The following is a 19,067-nucleotide window of genomic DNA, read 5'->3' as shown; positions in this document are numbered from 1 at the left end:
TCTTAGACGGGAGAGTTTCGGAAGAATTTCGGGAGGATTTCGGGAGATTTAGAGCTGTTTCATTCGATATCCCAAACCATGTACGGTTTCAATAAAGTCCTCTGACGCACCAACGGCTCGAAGTTTTTGACGTAAGGTCTTGATGTGAAACTTGACGGCTTCCTCTGTGGGAGAATCGTCGATTGTCCACAACCGCTCGATAATGCCCAGCCGTCCTAGCACCCGGCGACCATTGAGGACTAACAATTCCAGAAGTGCATATTCTTTGGGTGTCAGTGTGATGGGTTGGTTTCTGTAAGTGACTTCGTAGGTGACAGAGTTTAACCGTAGATCTCCCCAGCCAAAGCTTGGTTTAGTTGCAGAACCGCCTCGCCGGAGTAGGGCGCGAACCCTAGCCATTAACTCATCTAAGTCAAAGGGCTTCACCATGTAGTCATCTGCCCCAGCATCCAAACCGATAATCTTATCGGCAATGGTGTCACGGGCAGTGAGCATTAGAACTGGAATGCCCCAGTTGCGATCGCGTAATTGTTGACAGAGGCGAATGCCGCTCATTCTAGGGAGCGTAATATCTAGCAAAATCAAGTTATACTCAAATGCCTCAATCCAGTTCCATGCGATTTCCCCATCATGGGCAACATCAACCTGGTAGTGACGGTTTGTCAGTGCCTCAGTAAGCATATCGGCTATCTGCACGTCATCCTCTACAACTAAAATTCGCATTTCAGTCTCAGAATCACTGGGAAGTTACACTCTAAATTATTAATTGCAAGTTAGACTCCAGTAGCAACTTGGTATGAGGTGGTCAAGCGAAGGGAAGTGGGCAATTGGCGGATTTGCGCTAGTCTTGATGCTGATGGGAACGCTCAGTGTGACTTCGCACCAGAATGCTGCACAGTTGGTGGAAAGCGCGAATCAAGTAAGGCAGACTAACGAGCTTTTAGATGTATTAACGGATATTTCGGCGGCACTTACCGAGGCAGAATCAAGGCGATGGGGCTATATTCTCTTTGGCGATCGCAAAGAACTAGATGAATATAATGCTGCCGTTAAAAGTTTAGATGATATTTTTGATAAGCTCCGACAACCTTTAGCCGATACTCCAATTCAAAAACAGCGCCTCGATCAGTTAGAAGATTTAATTGCCGAGCGAGTGAAATTATTTCAACAGTCAATCGAAACCTATCAAGGTAGACAATCTCAGATTGTTTCAACTGACCCCTTAATCAAACGAACAAAAGAAAACTTAGACGAAATCCGTAAAATTATTTCAGAGCTAGAAACAAAGGAGGAAGAACTCCTTGAAATTCAAGTTGAGGAAGCTCAAGCCAATTTACAAATGAGAATGCTCATTGAACCAGTTGGTACAGTCCTGACTTTTGGTATTCTCTCCAGCGTGTTTGTTATATTGTATCGGCAGATGCTGAGACGACAGCAAGCCGAAGCCTTCCAAAGAAAGCTAGTGCAGGAAAAAGAATTGAGCGAACTCAAACTTCAACTTTTCTCAATGGTGTCTCATGAATTTCGCACTCCCCTCAGTTTAATTCTAGGCTCTGCTCAATTGTTAGGAGAGAGCATAAAGCATCAAGTTGAACCTACTAAATTAAAAAATTTGTACCGAATTCAATCATCTGCAAAGATGATTACTCAGTTGCTCAGTGACATTTTGACTTTGGCTAGAGCAGATGCAGGAAAACTAGAATACAGTCCAGACTGGTTAGAAATGCAAACGTTTTGTCTTAATTTAGTAGAAGATTTTCAGCTATTTAGTGAGTCAAAGTGTTCGCTCAAATTTACCGATAAAGGTAGTTGTGTACATGCCTATGTCGATGAAAAACTGCTCTACTCTATTCTCAGTAATTTGTTATCAAATGCCATCAAATATTCTTTGCCCGATAGCCCAGTACACTTCACGCTCATCTGTGAGCCAGAGAGAGTCAGTTTTCAGGTGCGAGATGAAGGTATTGGCATTCCATCTGAGAATCTTGCCCAATTATATGAACCCTTCAGTCGAGGGAGTAATGCCAAAGCAATTCTGGGAACAGGATTAGGATTGGCAGTAGTAAAGAAATGCTTGGATTTACAGGGTGGAGCAATTACGGTCAACAGCGAACTCGGAGTTGGAACAACATTTACTGTTACTATTCCCCAGGCGATTGTTTCAACATGACTACACGGTTATAGCGATTTTCAGTTGAATAAGGTTACCTTAAGCCAGCCCAATGTAGCTTAATTAAGCTGCCGATAATTCCAAGCCCGCCACAAAAGTGTGATCGCTAAAACAATCGTAGGTGTCACTATTGCAATCAGTGCATTAACAGCAGTTGCCTCAACAGGCAAGCTAGAACCACCATACTTAATCAAAGTTGATATTCCTCCTGAGAAGATTAAAACTTTGAGGATGAAGTTCACTTGAGTACCCATAAAACCTTATTAGTAGAAAGTTAGTACTAACGCGATCACTCTTGCCTGATGTAGGGTAGGGTGCGATCGCACAAAATCAGAAAATCCGGATTGGATGATCAAGATACTGAAGTCATCTCCCATACCAGCACCACTGTAAAAGCATCATGAAGCTGCAAGACTTTCTCGAAAAAAACCTGAAATACACAATGGAAGGCATTGCCTCTGATAAAGAGCTTGCTACCCAAATCCAAAGTCGGCTAATCACCTTTGGACTTTTAGATCCACCAGCAGATGGTAAGTTTGGTCCGATCTCAGTAGCTGCCCTTAAGCAATTCCAAACCCTGATGAAGTGTAACGAGCCAGAACTGCTCGGAGCCGTCACTGCCGAAAAGCTAATCGAAACCAAGCCAGAAAATATACCAACCCCTGAACTCAAGCTAGGTAACGACTTGGCAAGCCGCATCATTAGGTATATGCAAGCTAAAGGTTACCAGATTTTTCAGGGAATTAGACAATACAACATTGTCTACATTGAAGGAATGAATGCTGATGGTACCCTCAACAAGGATACTCCCAACCAGTTCAATGACCGTCGGCTGGTCATTCAAATTCTTGATGGTGTTCCGGCGATTATCGGCAACTGGGAAGCCACGACTGAACCAGGCAACCGCTACACTGAGCGTCCAATGAACCCAGGCGGGGCAGCTAGAATCAAGTTTGGTCAGTATAAAGCTTGGCAGGTAGGAATTCACGGAACCTCTGACCGTCATGAGGGGCTTGTACAGACTGGCGGTGAGCTTAGTGTTCATAGGGACTTGAATAAAGATTACCAACGCTCTGGTGACAAGCTAGATACGGGATACTTTGCGATCAATCAGCACTGGGGCTACGACTTACCCTACACCAACGTCTACTTTGCTAGTGCGGGTTGCTTAGTTGGACGTACCCGTCAGGGACATCGGGAGTTTATGAGCCTGATTAAAAAAGATCAACGCTATCAGCTAAATGACCGTTACATCTTCTACACAACGGTGATTTACGGGCAGGATCTGATAGATAGCCAAGGTACAGGTGGCTCAGCACAACTCTTAAAAGAAGGCTCAAGTGGTCCCCTCGTTAAGCAACTGCAACAACGGTTGAAAGATAAGGGATTTAACCCTGGTACAATTGATGGTGTTTTTGGCTTAGGCACAAAGTCGGCTGTTAGATCATTCCAGAAGGCGAATGATTTGGTAGCGGATGGGATTGTTGGTCAACAAACTTGGAAGGCTCTGGGAATGAGCTAAGAACATTGAGAGTAGAGATTTTACTCGCGATCGCACTTTGTCTTGAGAAAAAATAGGGTGCGATCGCTTCACTTAAGCCGTTTACCGACAACCTCAACCAAAAATGTCATCATAAAGAAGGACAAGAGGCTGAAGTTGTGTAAGATATATAGCCTCCAACCCTAAGCCTTAAGCCCTGATTCCAATGAAAGAGCTTGACCCGTTAGACAATCCAGAACTTCAGCACCTACAACTGTATATCTACCTTATTCCAGTACTTGGCTTTTTTCCTGCCCTCTGGACGCTGTACTGTCGTCAAGGTAGTCGGGAACAACAAGCTGTAAGTCGTCTGTCTGTTACCTTGGCTTTTGGTTGGTTGGTCAGTTACATTTTATTATCAGCAGGGGTGCCGTTCTCAGAGTTCTGGACACTACGCCTGTTATTTATGAATACCCTGCTCACTTCGGGCTACTTCTTAGTAAGTCTTGGGTTAATGGTGCGTCTGTGGCAACGTCGGTCACCGCGCTTACCAGGGATCAGCCGTGTTGCTGAAGGAACCGTGCGTAAGCATTTATCTTAAGTTAAAGCTTCTAAGCATTTCGGCATTGGCTGCCGCCGCAGTGAGGCAGTGTTGATGTATCTATCAAAGCGTCGATTACTCAAGCTCTATCTCGCGCAGGGTGATGGGTCTTAGCCTAGTTAGTTTGAGTAATTGGGGATAGAGAGTAGAGAGACTGGGAAATCTTACCCAGCTAACGCCTCACTAGTTCCCAGTCCCCAAAGCAACAAGTTATATTCAGTTGTGCCTCTTTGCTGAGTAATTCCCTGGTATGAGCAGCAAACTGTCCAAAAAACTGCTATGAGTGTTCTTGATTAAACACTTTGTATCAGGCTCAGGGTGAAGCATTAGTACATTGGTGAGTTATCTTTTCTAAATTCCCATCCTTAAATTGCACGTGTGTGAGGAAGCCAAGTGGCAGCTCGAAAAACTTACGACAAATCCAGTCCGGGGCAACAAACGACTAACCCTGGTCGGAAAACGCCTTTGAAGGTCAAGCAAGGGCATTGGCTCTGGCTTTGGTTAGGCTTTACTGGCGTGGCAATGTTGTCCGCCACAGCAGGAGCCTTGCTAGCGGTATCCCTGTCCAGTACGCCCTTACTACAAAGTAAACTTAGCCCAGATGAAGCCGCTATTTTTCGCAAGGGTGGGAGTATCTCTCGCAGTAGTATGCGGCTTCCAGAGCTGACTCGACCAGTCAACATCCTGATTTTAGGAACTAAAGTACTCACCTCTGACTTACCGAGTCCTCCAGAAGAAGATGTGGGCTACCACGCACTAGTCAACTCTTTTGATGGGCTTTCCGATACGATGCTTCTCCTGCGGTTTGACCCAGAGGCAGAAAAGCTCAATGTTCTGTCCATTCCTCGCGATACTCGTACCTATGTAGAGGGGCATGGCATTACTAAAATCAATGCTGCCAACTACCACGGAGGACCAGCGCTGACGGCGAAGGCAGCAAGTGAACTCCTTGAAGGGGTTGGTATTGACCGTTACATCCGCGTCAATGTACAGGGTGTCGAAAAACTGGTGGATGCTTTAGGTGGCGTTACTGTCTATGTCCCAAAGGACATGAAGTACAAAGACGACTCTCAGCACCTCTACATCGACCTCAAGGAAGGCAGACAACACTTAAATGGCGAACAAGCCATGCAGTTTTTGCGGTTCCGCTACGACAAGTATGGTGATGTTGGTCGGGTGCAGCGTCAGCAAACTCTGATGAGAGCGCTTATGGAACAAGCTCTCAATCCCACGACTTTGGCTCGAATGCCAAAAATCCTCTCAGTTATTCAGTCTCATATTGACACGAACTTAACGGTCGAGGAGCTAGTTGCCTTAGTCGGTTTTGGTACTAAGACGAATCGGTCGAATGTACAAATGCTGATGGTACCAGGGCGGTTTAGCGGAACTGGGCATAGTGAGGTCAGTTACTGGCTACCAGACCATCGCCGGATCGAGCAGATGATGGCAACTCACTTTGACCAAGGGTATGGTGGCGATCGCAATACTGACCTAAGCTATTTGCGTGTAGCGATTCAAGATAGTACCGATGATCCAAGTGCTGTTGAATCTTTAGTCAGCCAACTTCGAGAGGCTGGCTATCCAAATGTCTATGTTGATGAGGCATGGAAGGAACCGTTGCGTGTCACTCGTATCGTCGCGCAACAGGGAGACGGCAGCAGTGCTGAGACTATCCGTAAATCCTTGGGATTTGGAGAGGTGCGCGTTGAAAGTACGGGCAGTCTGGATTCGGATGTCACTATTCAACTAGGTCAAGACTGGCTACAAAAGCAAGCTTCTTCGGAAAAGGGTTTGCTCAATTTCTAAGACGTTGATTGCTTCGTTTAGTCACCCAAACTTGGTGGCTAAACGGCTGCTACTTCTGCTTAGTCGTCTTAAGGACAATAGACCTAAAAATAATTGCAATTATCTCTCAATAAGTTGGTATAATTCTTGAATGATATACAACAGTAAAGTTGAGGGCAGAAGGTTGAATAATCACCTCTGCCCTGGTTCTTCTCTCGGATGACAAGTGGTTGATAAACCAGCGAACGAAAAGTTAGTGGCTTAGGCAAGCTACTAAACTTCTTGATTTATATTTTACTTACAATATATCTAATAACTTAAGTATTTTTACTCTTTAATTCATTGGCTACCTTGCTAATGTCTGGCTTTTTAGGTCAAGCAAGCACAGTGACAGTCAAATTTTAAACAATGTAAAAGTCGAGTTGAGTATGGACTACACCGCATTTAGCCAGAGAGCGATCGCTCTTTTTCTCAAGCATCAAAAGTTACCTCATCGGAAGATGTTGCAACAGTGTCGATTAGGACTACGAGGTCTAGAGCTAATTATTGAATGTCCTGATCGAATGACAGTACAGGCTTTGTGGCTTAGACGGAGTCACATTGCCAAATCAGCACCCATACTAGGATTGATGTCAATACGGTTCCGTTGAGAGCGTACAACGAATACTATTGAGTCTAAAAGATGATTTTCACTCTTCAATAGTATTTTGAAACCCGTTCATGCTTAATCATCTAGAAACCTTCGAGGGTTGGCTGTTAATTGTCTTCAGCAACGACCAAGGCTATCATTTTCAATGCTTTAATCCCCTAGGAGAGCACGCAGGTAAGTTTGGTACTTTTATATCAGTTCCCAGCGCCCTACATAGTGGACGTAAATTCATCACAGGAGAGAAGTTAAAGCGATGACTGTCTACAAAGAACAAGACTATTGAAAATAAATCTTAATAGTCATGACTGAGCCACAGAATGCCGTAAAATCCAATTTTGCAAGATTGGATTGACAATTTCTGGTGCCTCATCTTGAGGACAATGACCTAAGCCCTCTAAAGGAATAAACGCTTCTACCTTTGGAAAATTAGCCAACTCTTTCCCTAGTTCGACAGGTTCCCAAGGGTCTTCCGTTCCCCATAAAAATACAGCAGGGCAAGTGAGATGGGGCAAAAGGTCTTCTGCCAAGGGGCCAGAAGAATAGCGCGTAAACGCCACAAAGACATCTACTGCGCCAATATCAGCAGCAGGTGCCATCAGCAAATCAACCAGTTCGTCTGTGACTATTTCAGGATGGCGGTAGGCTTGCATAAGAATTTTCCGGACGACCTTTGGTTTAGCAAGCTGACCAAAAAATAACTGACCAATCCACTTGATACTGAGTAGCGATTGTACTGCTGGTGCCCCGACACGCCTGTGCCAAGGTAGTGCAGTACGTTTGCGGTCATGCAAGAGTCGCAGGGAACAGTTGAGCATGGCTACTCCCAAGGCGATATCCGGATGATCAACGGCAGCTTGCAGCGCCACAATACAGCCAATAGAATTTCCAACCAAAAAAACGGGTTCACCAACTACTTCCCGGCAGAAATCTGCTACTTGCTGCCCCCACGTTTCAAAGGTGTACTCCACTTCAATACCTGGAGTTGGCTTAGCAGAAGCACCGAAGCCAATCAAGTCAATCGCATAACACTTACAGTTTTCTCCCAGTACAGGTAGATTCTTGCGCCAGTGTCCCCAAGATGCCCCAAAGCCATGCACCATGACAACGGCTGGTCCTTTGTCGCCTTGGGTTTGATAGACAATTGGGAAACCTCGCCAAGTCCAGGTTTTCGTCTTGGTGTTCTCGTTGGTTGGGGGGATGGAAGAAGAAAGAGTCATGGATGTTGAACGTGCTACTTTATATTTTGTAACAAAAATAGCTTACTCTTCCTCTTCTACCACCTGTTCGACATAGTTCTGGACTAAAGGCACTTGGAAACTGTAGCCGGATTTTGTTTTCTTCAAAATCTCTTTGCGTTCCAGTTTTCGCAATACGGCTTTGTCTTGCAGTGTGGGAGTTTTCCCTTTCACTAGATGCTGGAGGAGATTGCGATCGCTATCCGTCAGACTTTTCCGCAATTCCCAGAAATACTCGCCACCTCGTTCTAGCACGGTGGGAATAACTGTCTCGACATCCCGTGCAGTGGCTTTTGGAGTACTGGCATCTCGCCTGCTTTCCCAAATATCTTGGTTGAGCCGTTCTAGTATCTCGTAGCAGGTTAGGCGAAATAAGGCTGGCAGTGAGTACAGAAAAAGTCAGTCTAATAAGACTTAGCCACTCGAAATTTCTGACAACAACTCCCTAATAGGTCGGAGATCTGCGGCTCTGTAGTGTAGATAAGCTTCACTTCTAACTGTGAAATGCTCCTCGGTGAAGATAAACGAAGAAAGGATATCTGTATCTCTCAAAGCCAGAACAGACTGTCTTGCAATCTCTAGGTTGTACAAGTTTGATCTTTTCTGCGCCAACATCTCTATCAAACCGGAGTAACACACAAATTCGTAAACTACGTCGTCTAGTACAAAAACAGGAATAAGGGACTTGCGGGAAAATAGAATACCAGCCACTCTAGAGAAGAGGAAACAAAAAAGGCGACGCTCCTGCTCCAATCACACTTGACTCTTTCTCAGGATGATACTCGACGCAACCGTTAAAGCTACGTTCAAGGATGCCAGTGAAAAACTTACGGGATACCGTAAACGAGACTTCATAGCCAAGGTCACCGAAGATTACTTCGATGGGTCAGCGCGCAAAGCGGAAACCATCATGGGGTGGAATCGCCAGAGTGTACAACTGGGGTATCGCCTAAAAAAACACAAAAGATGTAAAAATCCGACTGATTTACTATCCTCCTTACCATAGCAAGTACAATCCCATAGAACGCTGTTGGGCTGCCCTAGAAAATTATTGGAACGGCGCAGTTTTAGACTCGCTTGAAGCTGCTATACAATGGGCTGCCAACATGACTTGGAAGGGCATTGCACCAATTGTGCATCACGTCGAAACCATCTATGACAAAGGCATTAAAGTCCTACCAACTGAGTTAGAACAGTACCATCCTTTCTGGCAGCGTTCTGAGACATTGCCCAAATGGGATATCACGATTGTCCCCGGTTGATTGGTACCTTATTTTCTTGCAATTCCCTAAGCGCAGGCTTTATGTCAGGGTGAGCGCTTCCGCACGTGCTCTCGTAGGTATACCAGTATCCCTTAAGGTTCTTTCCCTTTTTGCTGTGTGACTTGCTGTACGAGTTGAGGATAAGCCCGTCATGGTCATTGACGTTGACGGCTGTAACGATGCAGGTGTACTCTTTTAGCTTTCCCTCTTCATCTTCATCTATTTCTGTGTAGTATCCAATAACGACAGATCTCACATCAGGGAATAGCATAGTCTTCTTGTTTAGAACTTTGAGAAGACGACTGAGTTCCTCATCTGGTTGTGTAGCCTTCCTAGCATACGTTTTGACCCGGCTGTAGTTAAGGTGGGGTTTGAACAGGTCAATGTATAGCTGCTCTTTTTCGTTAAGTTGCTCGGATGGAAAGAATTGCCAGTAAATCTTGTATAACCGTTTATTGTTGGTACGGCTTAATTGTTGATATCTGTGGTGTCCTCTAGCTTTCCATCGAGCGTTGAGGTTTACGGACTGCCCAACATACCAGACTTGTTCTTCTGTGTCCACAACCACGTAGATGCCTGGTTTAGTGGGTAATTGTTCGCGTTGCGTTAGTGGAAGACTAGACCACGCTTTCCATTTCATCAGGAAACCATCTCCTTAGCATATGTCCTGTGCAACATAGCTGCACAGCAAGGAGTACCTCCTCATCAATAGATTAAATAGATTATCCAGAGAGTTGCTATCTCTAACTCACAATGGATTGCAGTTTGCTACAAAATGGGACTAAATGCAGAAGAAATTTTCGAGCGGATGGGTACTTTGCCCTTTGCTCAGATTTATGCAGCTTTGACCTATTACCATGCCAACCGAGAAGAAATTGAAGCTTATCTGACTGCTGAGAAAGCAACCGATACTCACTTGCGTAAACACTCAGTTCTTTTGAACCTTAGCAAGCTGTTTGAATGTACACATTGTAGAGACGTTCCGGCGGAACGTCTCTACAGGATTTCTCTATCTTGCTACGCTGCGTTTAGCGGCTTTTGGTTCGCTGACATTCAGCCTTTAGTATTAAGTTTGGATTTTAAAAACCTGGCTTTCCACTGATTTTTCAACAGGAAGACTTGCCCTACTCTTGAAAGAGTCGCTCAGTTTGGTTGGTAAGGCACCACATCCCAAAAGCAAGAAATTGTTGTTTGAGTAGCAAATTATAGCGACAGCCCAAATTAAAATTCAGTGATTTCTCGTAAATCTCGCTCGACAGGCTGTAAACCCAAAGCAGCCCTTTACAAGTTTTCCCTTTGCATCTAGCTCTGGGAATATGTCACGATAGCTCTGGCAAATTCTTTTTTTGTGTTCCTTCCATGTCCATGTTGGTGCAAACATCTACCGCTGTTCAACCCTTCCTCGGCTCAGACATTAAATCCTCCTATGAAGCTTCGCGAGTGGTCATTTTACCGATTCCCTACGAAGCAACAACGACATACCGGAAAGGCTGTGAAAATGGACCAGATGCTCTTTTAGAAGCGTCGGTGCAACTGGAATATTACGATGATGAGTTAGACCGGGAAACCTGTTGGGATGCCCGGATTTACACTCACTCTTCAATTGCTGATACCCGTGATGGGCAATCGGTTTCTGCGGAAAAGATGCTCAGTGTCACTCGTGATACAGTGTCTCAGCTAATTCAAGATGACAAGTTTGTGATTGCTCTAGGTGGGGAACATAGCATCACAACGGGGATTGTTGATGCTTACCGTCTCGCCTCTTCAGAACCCTTTACGGTGATTCAAATTGATGCTCACGGTGATATGCGCCATGAGTACGAAGGCTCAATCCACAACCATGCTTGTGTAATGCGCCGGATTTTGGATATGGGATTGCCGACGCTGCCAATAGCAATTCGTGCTGTTTGCAAAGAAGAAGCCGATTTGATTAAGGAAAAGTCGATCTCAGTGATTTGGGCGCGGGAGATTGCGAAAGATCCAGATTGGATCGAAAAAGCGATCGCACGGATCTCGACTGAACGAGTATTTATTACTATTGACTTGGATGGAATTGACCCAGCCCTCATTCCTGGTGTCGGTACGCCAGAACCCGGAGGACTAAACTGGTACGCTCTGACTACCTTTCTTCGACGAGTCTTTGAAACTCATCAAGTTATTGGTTGTGATGTTATGGAACTCGCTCCTCTTGGTGATTCTGTTGTCTCTCAATTTACTGCCGCAAAGCTGGTTTATAAGTTGATTGGCTATCAAGTTACTACAAAAGGCTGGTAGGAAGATGCCGCAGAAATTCCTGGCAGCAACTTTGCAACCCTTAAATTTTGAGCGGTTTTTCGACCTGAGAATTGTTGTTCACCAAAAGCAAGTCCTATGAGTCTCATGGAAAAGACTGGCACTCCCATTGGCAGCTATGCTCCGGATTTTGAATTGCCAGGAATTGATGATCAAGTTCACCACCTCTCAAGCTATCTGAGACAGTGGAGTATCGTGGCAGTGGTTTTCATCAGTAACCAATGTCCCTATAGCTGCTCCTATATAGACAGGCTCAAACAAATTCAAACGCAGTTTTGTAAGCAGGGCTTTATATTAGTCGCTATCAATGCGATGGATGCTAATCAACATCCAGCAGAGAGCTTTCAGAATATGAAAAAGTTTGCTCTCGAACGACACTTGAATTTCCCTTATCTCTGGGACCCGACTCAAGACGTAGCTCGTAGCTTTGGAGCGCAGAAGACTCCTGAGGCATTTCTCATTGATGACTTAGGTATTCTGCGCTACAGCGGTCAAATTGATGATAGTGTTCATCAAGATGCAGACGCTAGGCAGATAACTTATCTGCAAAACGCGATCGCATTTCTACTCGCTGGAGAGGAGGTTGTGCCCAAATCGACAGAAGTAATCGGTTGCCCTATACAATGGCGACACTAGACAACCAACTAGAGACATAAAACCGTTGTCCTGTTATCTTATGTGGATGGCAATCTGAGAAAAGAAGAGTCGTAGCATGGGGATTAAATACCGACGGGTTTTACTAAAGTTGAGCGGTGAAGCCTTGATGGGCGGACTAGGCTACGGCATTGACGCAAGCATAGTTCAAGACATTGCGGCGGAAGTTGCAGAGGTTGTGGGCGATGGAGTCCAAATGGCAATTGTTGTCGGTGGAGGCAACATTTTTCGAGGCATAAAAGCCTCTGCCGCAGGGATGGATCGAGCAACGGCTGACTACATTGGGATGATCGCCACAGTGATGAATGCCATGACTCTACAAGATGGTCTAGAGCAAATCGGCATACCAACGCGAGTGCAAACTGCGATCGCTATGCAAGAAGTCGCTGAACCCTATATCCGGCGTCGGGCTATCCGCCATCTAGAAAAAGGACGGGTCGTGATTTTTGGCGCAGGAAGTGGGAATCCGTTCTTCACTACTGATACAACGGCTGCCTTGAGAGCCGCAGAAATTGACGCGGAAGTCATCTTCAAGGCAACAAAAGTTGATGGAATTTATGACTCTGACCCGAAGACCAATCCAAATGCTCGTCGCTTTCAGACCCTAACTTATGGACATGTCCTCACTCATGACTTGCGAGTGATGGACAGCACTGCGATCGCATTATGTAAAGAAAATAATATTCCAATTATGGTATTTGATCTTACGGTGCGGGGTAACATCCACCGCGCTGTTAAGGGAGAAGCTGTTGGAACAATTGTGGGAGGTTCTTGTGAAGTTAGCTGATGCCGAAACTAGTATGCAAAAGGCAATTGAGGCAACTCAACGCGCATTCAATACTATTCGCACAGGTCGTGCTAATGCGAGTCTACTTGACCGGGTGCAGGTGGAATACTACGGTACACCAACACCCCTAAAGTCTTTGGCAAACATTAACACGCCAGATGCTAGTACGATTATGATTCAACCTTACGATAAGACCAGCCTAAACCAGATAGAGAAAGCGATTTCCCTGTCCGATATCGGCTTGACCCCAAGCAATGATGGTCAGCTCATTCGGTTGAATATTCCCCCATTAACAAGCGATCGCCGCAAAGAATTTGTCAAAATGGCGGCAAAATTTGCAGAAGAAGGGAAAGTTTCCGTTCGCAATGTCCGTCGTGATGCTGTTGATTCTGTTCGCAAACAAGAAAAAAATAGCGAAATTTCTGAGGATGAAGCGAAAGATCTCCAGGATCAGATTCAAAAGCTGACTGATAAGTACACAGCCAAAATTGATGAACTGCTAGCAGAGAAAGAAAAAGATATTACTACTGTCTAACACCAACAACCACAAGTGACTTGCGTCTTCAAGATCGGGTCTTTAACAGCTATGCCCCAGCAAGCCAATAGTTAGGGAGTAGGGATAACTTTTCACTAGCAAAACTTCAGTCGGCTACCAAGCAAGCTGAAGTTCTGCTTTTTCTGTGACAGGACAAGCTCCCAACCTTAAAGCGGGGCATGAGCTTACGAATACGAAAATTCATTTTCTCCCACTCCTCTAAGGAGTGTAAAGCTTTTGTGAATCCTATTAGGGAGTTACCTGAAAATTTTGCACTCTATGTAACTATTGAAGTTGCAGTACTGATGATTTAGTTAGGTCAGCTAACTAAAGGAAGACCATGCAGATGACATCCAAAAAATACGGATATCATGGTGAAACCCTTGGAAAGATAAGAACACCCTAGACTTGGATTAATTTCAAAAGTTTAAACGGGAAAACCTACCTAGTACTGAACTGATGAGAGAGGAATCGCTCAAAATAGCTAGTCTACAGCGTTTATCAGTGAGCTTTAAACCAGCATTTAACCTCTCAAAAATTTTCTGTTTACTAATCTACTCAATCAATTAAATATATCGGGAGTTACAGAAAATATCATCAGCAAAGTTTATCACAATCCAGAAATCAGGCACTTTGACATTTAAGGAGAATTGAAATGGGACTTAGCGACGGTCTAAATGATCCGAATAAAAAAGAGAGCGTTGTAGCTGACTGCGTAAAATTGATAGACGAGCAGGTCGCTGCGAAGGGCGGAATTGGCGGACTTGGAATGAAAGCCGCTTATGGCACCGTCAAAGGGGTTAGGCCCGGTTATGTTGCATCAGCTATTGATGGGCTTCTGCCCCAAGCCTTTGACGCACTCGATCCCATTTGGGCTGAGGGCGCACAGACAGCTGACCCAGTTGGATATCTCACCCAGAACCGTTCTCGTGCGGCGGACGCGCTGCTGGGCATCACCGATGCAAGGATCGAGAGAAGCAATAACGGGATTGTGCGAGGTGCATATAACAGATTCCGCAAGTCAGCTAAGAGTGATGTGGAAGAGGCGGTACCGGGCTTAGCCAAGATAATCGATAACTACACCAAGGGTTGAATGAAACTGATCTATGAGTGGTCGGAAACTGCACTAGAGATGTAGTGAACCGTGACTTCAAGCGCCTCAACCCTGCAACTGTTAGGGTTGAGCTATACCAAGCCGCCCAGGTCAGATGAATGCTACAGTACTGCCAGGAGTAAAGCATAAGCGCAATGTTTGACTGTATCATCGTGGGGGCTGGTCCTGCTGGTGGCACTGCTGCCTATCACCTCGCTAAGCGTGGGCGGTCTGTAGTGGTTCTGGAAAAAGAATCTTTACCTCGATATAAGCCTTGTGGTGGCGGAGTTTCACCGATAGTGCAACAGTGGTTTGATTTTGACTTTTCCCCCGCCGTATCTGTGAAAGCGGATGAAATTCGCTACACATGGAAGATGGGTGACCCGGTGGATGTGAAATTAGAGAAGAACGAATCAGTATGGATGGTACGGAGGGATGTTTTCGACCACTTTTTAGTCAAGCAAGCGCAAAAACAGGGTGCTGAACTCCGCACTCAAACAGCAGTGACTGGCATTGAATTTAAAGGCAATGCTTGGCAGGTAAACACAGTTAATGAACCTGTTGAAGGTCGCTATATTATTGCTGCTGACGGGGCAAAGGGACCAATGGCAAGATGGCTCGGATTCCAGAATCGCAAGCGACGTATGGCAGGAGCGATAGAGATAGAAACCCCCGCTCCAAGAGACCAAGAGCCGATAGTTCACTTTGACTTCGGTCTGGTTAAAAATGGCTACATCTGGAATTTCCCCAAAGCAGACGGTTACTCCATTGGGATTGGGAATTTCCGAGGCGGTGGCGCTCAAGACCTTAAAGGAATGGTAGCTGAGTATGCCAAGCAGTTCGACATCGATCTCAATGCGTATAACCAGTATGGTCATGGGATCTGCCTGTGGGATGGTAATCAGAAGCTACACACCCAAAATGCTGTTTTAGCGGGGGAAACTGCATGTGTCGTCGATCCGTTCACGGCTGAAGGAATTCGCCCTTCCATATTTAGCGGTTTGAAAGCGGCTGAGGCAATTGACAAGGCTTTAGCGGGTGAGAACGATGCCTTGGAGAAATATACCGAGGTGATTAGCGAGGAATGGGGAAGCGATATGGTGTGGGCGAAACGCTTAGCTGGAGCCTTCTACAGTATTCCTCATGTTGGCTACAAAGTCGGTATTAAGCGACCAACTGCTACTCAATCGATGCTCAAGATTCTGTGCGGAGAATTACGCTATTCAGATGTAGCCAATCGTGCCCTCAAGCGATTGGGAGGCGGCTTCATACCAGGAATGGGGGGGTGAAATGTTTTTAATTCCTTATTCTAGGCGAGGAGCTTTGCTTTCTGGGGAGAAAGAGGCTGATAGGCTAGTAGCATTAACCATTCTTTAAGTTATGGAAAATACTGATTTACTCAATGGCATTGCAGGGGGTTTAGCGATCGCAATTTTCATTGGCGGTTTGTTGATGATGTTCACCAGCGTTTGGACAACTAAGAAAAAATAAACACTTAATCCCATTGCTGTTGACCAAACATGGGGTGGTTACCAAAACCGTTACCAGCATCTTCCCCCTAGCCAGTTACCTCTACAATTCAATGTAAGTTAAGACTCCTCATGCCGAACGCCGTGGAACTCCCAGTACCACGGCTTTTTGTTTCTCGTTTCTTATCGTGACTTAACACTCAACGCTTTTTAGGTTCAAGTAGGGGACGATTCCACTGGTAAAATCTCCAGTTGATAACGATAGAGAGCGACTGGTTTCCCCTGAGCTTTAAAATAATCAGCGTCTTGAGGTGAGAGGTAAATGGCAGTTATCTGCAATGCCTCGATCGCTAAATTAGGCAATTGTCGTAGTTGATAAGCTGTCGTTGTCTCAACTTCGTTGAAATAAGGCTGAGTTGTGCCTCGAAAGACTTGGGTTGAAACCTCTGTGGCAATAAACTGATCAGAGCTTGGCGTTTCACTTGCTCGACCTGTAACCACTGAGATTAACTGGTGTCCATTGCGTAAAGCCGTAATTTGGCGATTTGGCGAATTAGGATCAACCTTAACAGAGCGAATTATGCGATCGCCCAGATAAGCTTTGGAAATATTCAACCCATTGAAGGCTCGGTCTGCTACTACAGCAGGAGTATTAGGTTTTACGAAAGAGTTACCTCGAAAGCTACCCTGTGGGATAGAGGGGAGGAAAGGAAGAACGCGATCGCTCATCGCTGATATTGAATCATTAACCGCTTGAAACCGTACCAAAAAATTCACAGGTTGATTCAGATAGCGGCGATTACTTTCAAACCCTGGCGTTACTAGCTCTGGTGCTAAAGGTGCTACCTGAGCGACTAACGTGCTAGTGACTTTCCAAGTGCCTTCCATCCAATCTGGATACAGCAAATCCCCATCAGCCATGCTAACAGGGGGTTTACTCTCCCAATAGGGAAACTGCGTTAACCGCTCAGCCAATTGTCCTGCTTGTGCCTCACCACTGCAGAGCAGCAAAACCAAAATCAAGCATGAACCCCAAATGAATCTTACAATTGCCACAACTTGGTCAACGCCTCTAAATACTTGCCTAGCTCTAACCAATTATTCAATAGTGCAGTTCGAGAGTTCTACCAGCTTATGAAAATCTCTTAAAGAGGATGACCATAAGACTGAGTTTATGAAGATTTAGTGAAGTTACTAAACATCCCTGAAAGTCTGGTATTAGTAAATTGTGTTGATGTTTATAAAATTCGGGAGATGCTAGTCAGCACCTAATTTGGGGTGTATTTCTGGGTTTAAATGTAGCCGTAGACAGAAGAGTTGACTAACAGATAGCTGTATAGTCTTTTCCTTAGCTTTAAATAGACTGCATTACAGATAAACTCAAAAAGGCAATTCTGCTTGCTTTTAGTAGTTTCCTGGTGCCTAGTCGTATCAGTGATAGTAACTCGCCAGCAGTAGAGAAAGCTAACATTTTCCAGGCACCTTTCCTTTAAAAAATGAGCCAGATGAAACGAGCTGTGAGTAGAATCAGTCAGGCACTGGCAGCCCTCTCTATCTTGATGGGGCCCTTGAGTAATATGTCCGCTCAGGCACAGCCGATTACCCCGGATACCGAGGAGGGTATTACAAATGTAATGCCTAACGGTAACAGTTTTGACATAACTGGCGGTCAGATTTCCAGTGATGGAACAAATCTTTTTCACAGCTTTAACCAGTTTGGACTAGAGGCAGGTCAAATTGCTAATTTCCTGTCCCAACCCAATATTCAAAACATTCTGGGTCGAATCAATGGTGGAAATTCTTCCTTCATCAACGGGATCATTCAAGTCACAGGTGGCAACTCGAACCTCTTCTTGATGAACCCAGCAGGGATTATTTTCGGTGCCAATGCTCAGCTAAACGTACCTGCTTCATTTTTCGCCACGACAGCAACTGGAATAGGTTTTGATGGCGGTAGGTTTAATGCCTTTGGAAACAATGACTACAGTAATCTTATTGGTAGCCCAAATGTCTTTCACTTTGATGTCGCTCAACCCGCTGCAATTACTAATGATGGTGACTTGGCAGTAGGAGAGGGACAAAACCTCGGACTGTTTGGAGGGACAGTAGTCAGTACTGGCTCTCTAACCGCTTCAAATGGCAAGATTACCGTAGCAGCAATACCCGGAACTAGTAGAGTTCAGATTAGTCAGGAAGGGCAAATTCTTGCCTTGGAGGTTGAACTACCTATAGATGCTCAAGGTAAGGCTGCGCCACTTACAGCCGCCCTATTGCCGCAACTACTTACAGCTAGTGGTGCGCCCCAGACAACAGATGTGGCTGGAGTAGAAACAGGTGATGTTGTGGTGAATCAGGTGATAGCTGATTCAGTGTCAATTTTCGCACAAAACAATCTGACATTGAATGGCGGTTATGAGGGTGTAGCCCTCAAGCTTGAGGCGACGACTGGCAACATGGTCGTCAATGGGGACATCAGAATTACAAGCCCAGACTTGAGTGGTAATATTCCGGCTGATGATCCAGATGCTGCCGCCTTGACTACCACACGGTCAGTAATTATTAACGCAACAAATGGCAGTATTACTACTGGAGACATTTACACAGATTCAGATCAAGGCGATGCAGGTTCTGTAATTTTTACAGCTTTAGACGACATCACCACGGGCAATATCAGGACAATTGAGGAGGGATCTGGTGATTCTGGTTCGGTAACATTGATTAGCACCGATGGCAGCATTAGTACAGGAAGTATTAATACTAGTAATAGAGTTAATGGTAGTGCGGGTTCTGTAGAGTTGACCGCCGCTGGGAACATCACTTTTGAGGCAATAATCGCTTCAAATCGAGGTACTGGTGAGCCTGGTTCTGTAGATATTACACTTGCTAGTGAATATATTGCCAATATTGATCGTAATGATATTGATACAAGAAATTTTGGACCAGGAAACCCACCGGATGGCAGGGTAACCATCTCCCCTACGGATATACCTCCGGGCAATCCGCCAGAACCCACACCTCCGGGCGAACCGCCAGAACCCACACCTCCGGGCGAACC

22 protein-coding genes are annotated in these 19,067 nt (G+C 45.3%); 16 read left to right on the top strand and 6 right to left on the bottom strand.

Annotated elements, in window-relative coordinates:
* Window positions 1-48: 48 nt before the first annotated feature.
* Window positions 49-723, bottom strand: coding sequence for a response regulator transcription factor (locus tag AC5JL3_RS32040; protein WP_192220763.1), 675 nt, complete (start codon window positions 721-723; stop codon window positions 49-51).
* Between the two features lie 73 nt (window positions 724-796).
* Here AC5JL3_RS32040 and AC5JL3_RS32035 point away from each other — a divergent pair, with 73 nt between their 5' ends.
* Window positions 797-2,170 carry a sensor histidine kinase gene (locus tag AC5JL3_RS32035; RefSeq protein ID WP_496078299.1) on the top strand — a complete coding sequence of 458 codons (1,374 nt, stop codon included), beginning with the start codon at window positions 797-799 and terminating at the stop codon, window positions 2,168-2,170.
* 59 nt (window positions 2,171-2,229) lie between these two features.
* Here AC5JL3_RS32035 and AC5JL3_RS32030 read toward each other — a convergent pair whose 3' ends face one another.
* Window positions 2,230-2,424, bottom strand: a complete 195-nt coding sequence (locus tag AC5JL3_RS32030) for a hypothetical protein (RefSeq protein WP_496078298.1) — start codon at window positions 2,422-2,424, stop codon at window positions 2,230-2,232.
* A gap of 146 nt (window positions 2,425-2,570) precedes the next feature.
* On the opposite strand from AC5JL3_RS32030, the gene AC5JL3_RS32025 reads away from it, so the two are divergent.
* From AC5JL3_RS32025 to AC5JL3_RS32005, 5 genes are all read left to right on the top strand, one after another.
* Window positions 2,571-3,692 carry a peptidoglycan-binding domain-containing protein gene (locus AC5JL3_RS32025; RefSeq protein ID WP_496078297.1) on the top strand — a complete coding sequence of 374 codons (1,122 nt, stop codon included), beginning with the start codon at window positions 2,571-2,573 and terminating at the stop codon, window positions 3,690-3,692.
* A gap of 184 nt (window positions 3,693-3,876) precedes the next feature.
* Complete coding sequence (locus tag AC5JL3_RS32020; protein WP_496078296.1) at window positions 3,877-4,251, top strand: hypothetical protein; 375 nt, start codon at window positions 3,877-3,879, stop codon at window positions 4,249-4,251.
* A 393-nt stretch (window positions 4,252-4,644) separates the two neighbouring features.
* On the top strand, window positions 4,645-6,057 hold the full coding sequence (locus AC5JL3_RS32015) for an LCP family protein (protein WP_496078295.1): 1,413 nt from the start codon (window positions 4,645-4,647) through the stop codon (window positions 6,055-6,057).
* A 407-nt stretch (window positions 6,058-6,464) separates the two neighbouring features.
* The gene (locus tag AC5JL3_RS32010) at window positions 6,465-6,686 is read left to right on the top strand and encodes a hypothetical protein (protein WP_192220769.1); all 222 of its coding nucleotides are present in this window, start codon (window positions 6,465-6,467) and stop codon (window positions 6,684-6,686) included.
* A gap of 70 nt (window positions 6,687-6,756) precedes the next feature.
* Window positions 6,757-6,942, top strand: a complete 186-nt coding sequence (locus AC5JL3_RS32005; protein ID WP_496078294.1) for a hypothetical protein — start codon at window positions 6,757-6,759, stop codon at window positions 6,940-6,942.
* A gap of 42 nt (window positions 6,943-6,984) precedes the next feature.
* Here AC5JL3_RS32005 and AC5JL3_RS32000 read toward each other — a convergent pair whose 3' ends face one another.
* Both AC5JL3_RS32000 and AC5JL3_RS31995 read right to left on the bottom strand, forming a co-directional pair.
* On the bottom strand, window positions 6,985-7,902 hold the full coding sequence (locus tag AC5JL3_RS32000) for an alpha/beta fold hydrolase (RefSeq protein WP_496078293.1): 918 nt from the start codon (window positions 7,900-7,902) through the stop codon (window positions 6,985-6,987).
* Between the two features lie 42 nt (window positions 7,903-7,944).
* Entirely contained in the window at window positions 7,945-8,175 is a 231-nt protein-coding gene (locus AC5JL3_RS31995) for a hypothetical protein (protein WP_496078292.1), read from the bottom strand.
* Window positions 8,176-8,695: 520 nt separating this feature from the next.
* Between AC5JL3_RS31995 and AC5JL3_RS31990 the strand changes: the two genes are divergently transcribed.
* Window positions 8,696-8,926, top strand: coding sequence for a hypothetical protein (locus AC5JL3_RS31990; RefSeq protein ID WP_496078291.1), 231 nt, complete (start codon window positions 8,696-8,698; stop codon window positions 8,924-8,926).
* A complete protein-coding gene (locus AC5JL3_RS31985) occupies window positions 8,895-9,182 on the top strand; it encodes an ISAzo13-like element transposase-related protein (protein ID WP_496078325.1) in 288 nt (95 codons plus the stop codon). Before AC5JL3_RS31990 ends, AC5JL3_RS31985 begins: the two co-directional genes overlap by 32 nt.
* On the opposite strand, the gene AC5JL3_RS31980 is transcribed toward AC5JL3_RS31985, so the two are convergent.
* Complete coding sequence (locus AC5JL3_RS31980) at window positions 9,163-9,822, bottom strand: GIY-YIG nuclease family protein (protein ID WP_496078290.1); 660 nt, start codon at window positions 9,820-9,822, stop codon at window positions 9,163-9,165. The genes AC5JL3_RS31985 and AC5JL3_RS31980 overlap by 20 nt on opposite strands.
* 135 nt (window positions 9,823-9,957) lie before the next feature.
* Between AC5JL3_RS31980 and AC5JL3_RS31975 the strand changes: the two genes are divergently transcribed.
* The 7 genes from AC5JL3_RS31975 to AC5JL3_RS31945 all read left to right on the top strand — a co-directional run bounded on the left by AC5JL3_RS31975 (window position 9,958) and on the right by AC5JL3_RS31945 (window position 15,832).
* On the top strand, window positions 9,958-10,284 hold the full coding sequence (locus AC5JL3_RS31975; protein ID WP_496078289.1) for a DUF433 domain-containing protein: 327 nt from the start codon (window positions 9,958-9,960) through the stop codon (window positions 10,282-10,284).
* Between the two features lie 263 nt (window positions 10,285-10,547).
* Window positions 10,548-11,456 (top strand): agmatinase, encoded by a 909-nt coding sequence (gene speB, locus AC5JL3_RS31970; protein ID WP_496078324.1) that lies wholly within the window; start codon window positions 10,548-10,550, stop codon window positions 11,454-11,456.
* A 96-nt stretch (window positions 11,457-11,552) separates the two neighbouring features.
* A complete protein-coding gene (locus AC5JL3_RS31965; RefSeq protein ID WP_496078288.1) occupies window positions 11,553-12,110 on the top strand; it encodes a thioredoxin family protein in 558 nt (185 codons plus the stop codon).
* Between the two features lie 76 nt (window positions 12,111-12,186).
* Window positions 12,187-12,915, top strand: a complete 729-nt coding sequence (pyrH, locus tag AC5JL3_RS31960) for a UMP kinase (RefSeq protein ID WP_192217893.1) — start codon at window positions 12,187-12,189, stop codon at window positions 12,913-12,915.
* Window positions 12,902-13,450 (top strand): ribosome recycling factor, encoded by a 549-nt coding sequence (gene frr, locus AC5JL3_RS31955; RefSeq protein ID WP_496078287.1) that lies wholly within the window; start codon window positions 12,902-12,904, stop codon window positions 13,448-13,450. Before pyrH ends, frr begins: the two co-directional genes overlap by 14 nt.
* Before the next feature lie 655 nt (window positions 13,451-14,105).
* Complete coding sequence (locus AC5JL3_RS31950; RefSeq protein ID WP_496078286.1) at window positions 14,106-14,543, top strand: DUF6918 family protein; 438 nt, start codon at window positions 14,106-14,108, stop codon at window positions 14,541-14,543.
* Between the two features lie 155 nt (window positions 14,544-14,698).
* Window positions 14,699-15,832, top strand: a complete 1,134-nt coding sequence (locus AC5JL3_RS31945; protein ID WP_496078285.1) for a geranylgeranyl reductase family protein — start codon at window positions 14,699-14,701, stop codon at window positions 15,830-15,832.
* 396 nt (window positions 15,833-16,228) lie between these two features.
* On the opposite strand, the gene AC5JL3_RS31940 is transcribed toward AC5JL3_RS31945, so the two are convergent.
* Complete coding sequence (locus AC5JL3_RS31940) at window positions 16,229-17,068, bottom strand: DUF6816 family protein (RefSeq protein WP_496078284.1); 840 nt, start codon at window positions 17,066-17,068, stop codon at window positions 16,229-16,231.
* Window positions 17,069-17,508: 440 nt separating this feature from the next.
* Here AC5JL3_RS31940 and AC5JL3_RS31935 point away from each other — a divergent pair.
* A partial coding sequence (locus tag AC5JL3_RS31935) for a filamentous hemagglutinin N-terminal domain-containing protein (protein WP_496078283.1) occupies window positions 17,509-19,067 on the top strand: 1,559 nt, incomplete at its 3' end.

The organism is Symplocastrum torsivum (assembly GCF_059505465.1).
The sequence above is the reverse complement of the archived record's forward strand: the minus strand, read 5'-3'. Positions and strand labels throughout refer to the sequence as shown.